Raw genomic sequence first — 3,467 nt, 5'->3', positions numbered from 1 at the left:
CGCCGGGTGGGGCCGCCTGTCCTCTCTCCGGGCGGGAGGCGGGGTGTGAGCGGTCCGGGCGTCCTGCTGCGCGCCCTGTTCGACCGTGCCGTCGCCGAGGCCGATCCGATCTGTGTGATCCCCGGTGCGCTGCCGCCGCGCCCGGCCGGGCGGGTTCTGGTGGTGGGGGCGGGCAAGGCCTCGGCGCGGATGGCCGAGGCGGTGGAGGCCGCCTGGGGCCCCTGCGAGGGGTTGGTGATCACCCGCGACGGCCATGCGCGCCCCTGTGCGGGCATCGAGATCGTGGAGGCCGCCCATCCCGTGCCCGACGCGCGCGGGGTCGCCGCCACCGGTCGGATGCTGCGGTTGCTGGGCGGTGCGGGCGCGGACGATCTTGTTCTGGTGCTGATCTCGGGGGGGGCGTCCTCGCTGCTGGTGGCGCCGGTGGCGGGGGTGAGCCTGGAGGAAAAGCGGGCGGTGACGCGGGACCTCCTCGCCTCGGGCGCGCCGATCGGAGAGATGAACGCGGTGCGCAAGCATCTGAGCGCGGTCAAGGGCGGGCGGCTGGCCGCCGCCGCGCATCCCGCGCGGGTGCTGGCGCTGGCGATTTCGGACGTGCCGGGGGACCGGCCCGGCGACATCGGCTCGGGCCCCACGGTGGCCGAGGCGGGCACGCCGGAGGGGGCTGCCGCGATCCTGCGCCGGTGGGGGGTGGTGCCGCCGCCTTCGGTCGCGCGGGCGCTGGCGGCGCCGTCGGGGGTGATCGCGCCCGGCGATCCCCGGCTGGCGCGCTGCGAGACGCGGGTGATCGCCGCCCCGGCCCGGTCGCTGGAGGCCGCCGCCGAGGTCGCCCGCGCGGCGGGCTGCACGGTGGAAATTCTGGGCGACGCGCTGGAGGGTGAGGCGCTGGAGGTCGCGCGCGCCCATGCGGAACTGGTGCGTGACCGGCTGGCCTCGGGCGCGACGGGGCATGTGATCCTCTCGGGCGGGGAACTGACGGTGACGCGCCGGGGCGATGGTGTGGGCGGACCGAACGCGGAATACGCGCTGGCGCTCGCATTGGCGTTGGAGGGGGCGGCGGGCGTGCACGCCATCGCCTGCGACACCGACGGGGTGGATGGCGCGGCCGAGGTCGCGGGCGCGGTGATCGGCCCCGACACGCTGGCGCGCGCCCGCGCGCTGGACCGTGACCCTGCGGCGGCGCTGGCGGGCAACGACAGCCACGGGTTTTTCGCCGCGCTGGGCGATCAGGTGATCACCGGACCGACGCTGACGAACGTCAACGATTTCCGGGCGATCCTGCTGGCCGGCCCGGGCTGGGGCACGACGGGTTCAGGCGCGACTGGTTGAGGGTCGACTGGTTGAGGCCCGACTGGCTGAGCGTTGGCGGGTTGAGGGTCGGCGGGCCGAGGCCCCTCCGTCATTGCCCGCGCCCCCCTGCGCGCCGGGCCTGCCCGGACCGCTGCCGGTCGCCTGTGCCGCGCCCCGCACCATGTCCGGCCGCTGGGATCCCGAGAACGCGAGTGACCGGGGCCTGGCACCCGGGGGGGCAAGGGTCGTCCCCCTGCGGGTGAGATCCCGGCGTTGGGGCCCCGGTGCCGGAGGCGCGGCGTGATGGTCGCTCCGGGGGCGGGCAGCGGGCTGGCGCCGTGCGCCCGATCAGTAGCTGTAATCGCGGTAGATTCGGCTCAGATCGCCGTTCCAGTCGCCGTGGTAGCGCGCCAGAAGCTCGTCGGCCGGGGTCTGGCCGGTCTCCAGCGTCTCCTTCAGGGCGTTGAGGAAATGCGTTTCGTCGGGCAGCAGGCCGCCGGCGCCGGGGCGGGCGCGGGCGCGCAGCCCGGCCTCGGAGATCGCGACGACCTCGCGCGCGAGGTCGTGCAGGCGCACGCCCCCGGCCTCACCGGCCAGTCCGGCCTCGGAGGCGGCGACGCGCAGGCCCTCGCGGGTGGCGGCGTCCCAGTTCTTGCACAGGTCCCACGCGGCATCGAGCGCGCCCTGGTCATAGATCAGGCCAACCCACAGCGCGGGCAGCGCGCACAGCCGCCGCCATGGGCCGCCGTCGGCGCCGCGCATTTCCAGATAGCGCTTGATGCGGGCCTCGGGGAAGATGGTCGTCAGGTGGTCGGCCCAGTCCGACAGCGTCGGCACCTCGCCTGGCAGGGCGGGCAGGCGGCCCTTGAGGAAGTCGCGGAACGACTGCCCCAGCGCGTCGATGTAGCGCCCGTCGCGGTAGACGAAGTACATTGGCACATCGAGGGCGTAATCGACGTAGCGCTCGAACCCGAAACCGTCCTCGAACACGAAGGGCAGCATGCCGGTGCGATCCGCGTCCAGATCGCGCCACACCCGCGCGCGCCAGCTGCGGTGCCCGTTGGGCGCCCCTTCGAAGAACGGCGAGTTGGCAAACAGCGCGGTGGCGACGGGTTGCAGCGCCAGCGCCACGCGCAGCTTCTGCACCATGTCGGCCTCGGACCCGAAGTCGAGGTTCACCTGCACCGTGCAGGTGCGGTACATCATCTGCAGCCCGTGGGTGCCCACCGTCTGCATGTAGTCGGTCATCAGCCGGTAGCGCCCCTTGGGCATCATCGGCATCTGGTCATGCGTCCAGATCGGCGCCGCGCCCAGCCCGATGAAGGCCGCGCCGATGGCGTCCGCGACCTCGCGGACCTCGCGCAGGTGCTCGTTCACCTCGTCGCAGGTCTGGTGGATGTTCTCCAGCGGCGCGCCCGACAGCTCCAGCTGGCCGCCGGGTTCCAGGCTGACGTTGGCGCCGTCCTTGACCAGCCCGATCAGGTGGTCGCCCTCGCGCACCTCGGCCCAGCCGAAACGATCGCGCAGCCCCTCCAGCATGGCGCGGATGGAGCGCGGCCCCTCGTACGGCAGCGGCAGGAGCGTCTCGGGGTCGTAGCCGAATTTCTCGTGCTCGGTGCCGATGCGCCAGTCCTCGGCGGGCTTGCAACCTTGGGCGAGGTATTCGGCAAGCTGGCCGGGATGCTCGATCGGGCCGCCGCCCGACTGGGGAATGGACATGCGACGCCTCCGCTCAGGGCCCTTGGCCGGGGGTTCCAACTGGCGCGCGGGGCGCGGGGTGTCAAGGTGCGGCGGCGCCGGGCAACCGGGGGCTGGCGCGGCGGCTCCAGAGGATGCGGGGCACCGGGCCGGGGTCGCGGGCGGCGGCGGTGACGGCGGCCATGTCGATCCCCGGCAGGGCGCCGAAGAAATCAAAGAGCCGCTCGGCACCCTCGGCGGCGACGGGGATCTCCAGCCGGGTGTCGGGCTGGACCAGCACCCAGACGGCGCCGTGGGGCGGGCGGGGGATCAGCTGCAGCGCCTCGATCTCGGTCAGCGCGGCAAAGCCGCCGGTCTCGGGGCCGAAATAGGCGACCTGCCCCTCCACCATCCGCACGAGGCCCGGGGCCTGGCCCGCGGGGCGGAACCGCAGCCGCCGCCAGCCCGCCAGCCCGAGGCCAAGGCCAAGGCCCGCCACC

3 protein-coding genes are annotated in these 3,467 nt (G+C 74.3%); 1 reads left to right on the top strand and 2 read right to left on the bottom strand.

From position 1 onward, the window contains the following. The first annotated feature begins 45 nt into the window (after positions 1 to 45). Complete coding sequence (locus tag CCR87_RS00715; RefSeq protein WP_201155415.1) at positions 46 to 1,329, top strand: DUF4147 domain-containing protein; 1,284 nt, start codon at positions 46 to 48, stop codon at positions 1,327 to 1,329. A gap of 309 nt (positions 1,330 to 1,638) precedes the next feature. Here the strand turns inward: CCR87_RS00715 and CCR87_RS00710 are convergent, their stop codons facing one another. Continuing rightward, the gene (locus tag CCR87_RS00710; protein ID WP_201155414.1) at positions 1,639 to 3,009 is read right to left on the bottom strand and encodes a glutamate--cysteine ligase; all 1,371 of its coding nucleotides are present in this window, start codon (positions 3,007 to 3,009) and stop codon (positions 1,639 to 1,641) included. 61 nt (positions 3,010 to 3,070) lie between these two features. Next, the coding region (locus CCR87_RS00705; protein WP_201155413.1) for a hypothetical protein at positions 3,071 to 3,467 on the bottom strand (397 nt) is incomplete at its 5' end.

Source organism: Rhodobaculum claviforme (genome assembly GCF_016653255.1).
GTDB classification, from domain to species: Bacteria; Pseudomonadota; Alphaproteobacteria; order Rhodobacterales; family Rhodobacteraceae; genus Rhodobaculum; species Rhodobaculum claviforme.
The sequence above is the reverse complement of the archived record's forward strand: the minus strand, read 5'-3'. Positions and strand labels throughout refer to the sequence as shown.

Bases quoted from the DNA above. Each gene is read 5' to 3' on its own strand.
- CCR87_RS00710 (WP_201155414.1), bottom strand. From the start codon at position 3,009: ATGTCCATTCCCCAGTCGGGCGGCGGCCCGATCGAGCATCCCGGCCAG.